This window comes from Vibrio sp. 10N.222.49.C9, from assembly GCF_041474985.1.
Classification (GTDB): domain Bacteria; phylum Pseudomonadota; class Gammaproteobacteria; order Enterobacterales; family Vibrionaceae; genus Vibrio; species Vibrio crassostreae_C.
The window spans coordinates 1-295 of the sequence record NZ_JBFRVD010001244.1 but is presented as its reverse complement, the minus strand read 5'-3'; the positions used below and the strand labels follow the sequence as shown (position 1 = coordinate 295).

Sequence of the window (295 nt, the reverse complement as noted above, 5' to 3'; positions counted from 1 at the left end):
GATCTATCCTGTGAGCAACAGACCAGTTGCAACAGCTGCGCCTCTAAATCCAGTTGTGCCACAGGTCAAGTCACCAAAGCCATTGGCAATGAACAACACGCTTGGTCGCTGACAACACCTGTACAGGTCTCAGAAGGCGACATCGTAGAGATTGGCCTACCAGAAAAAGCCTTGCTGTCTGCTGCAGCCTTAGTCTATCTCGTTCCTCTATTGTTTTTGTTCCTTGGTGCTGTGATTGGTGCTGAGATTTCTGAGGTCATGTTCAATGGCCAAGAATGGGTAAGTATACTCTTTG

1 protein-coding gene is annotated in these 295 nt (G+C 47.8%); it reads left to right on the top strand.

The features are described from left to right. A partial coding sequence (locus AB4585_RS27760) for a SoxR reducing system RseC family protein (RefSeq protein WP_372171973.1) occupies positions 1–295 on the top strand: 295 nt, incomplete at both ends.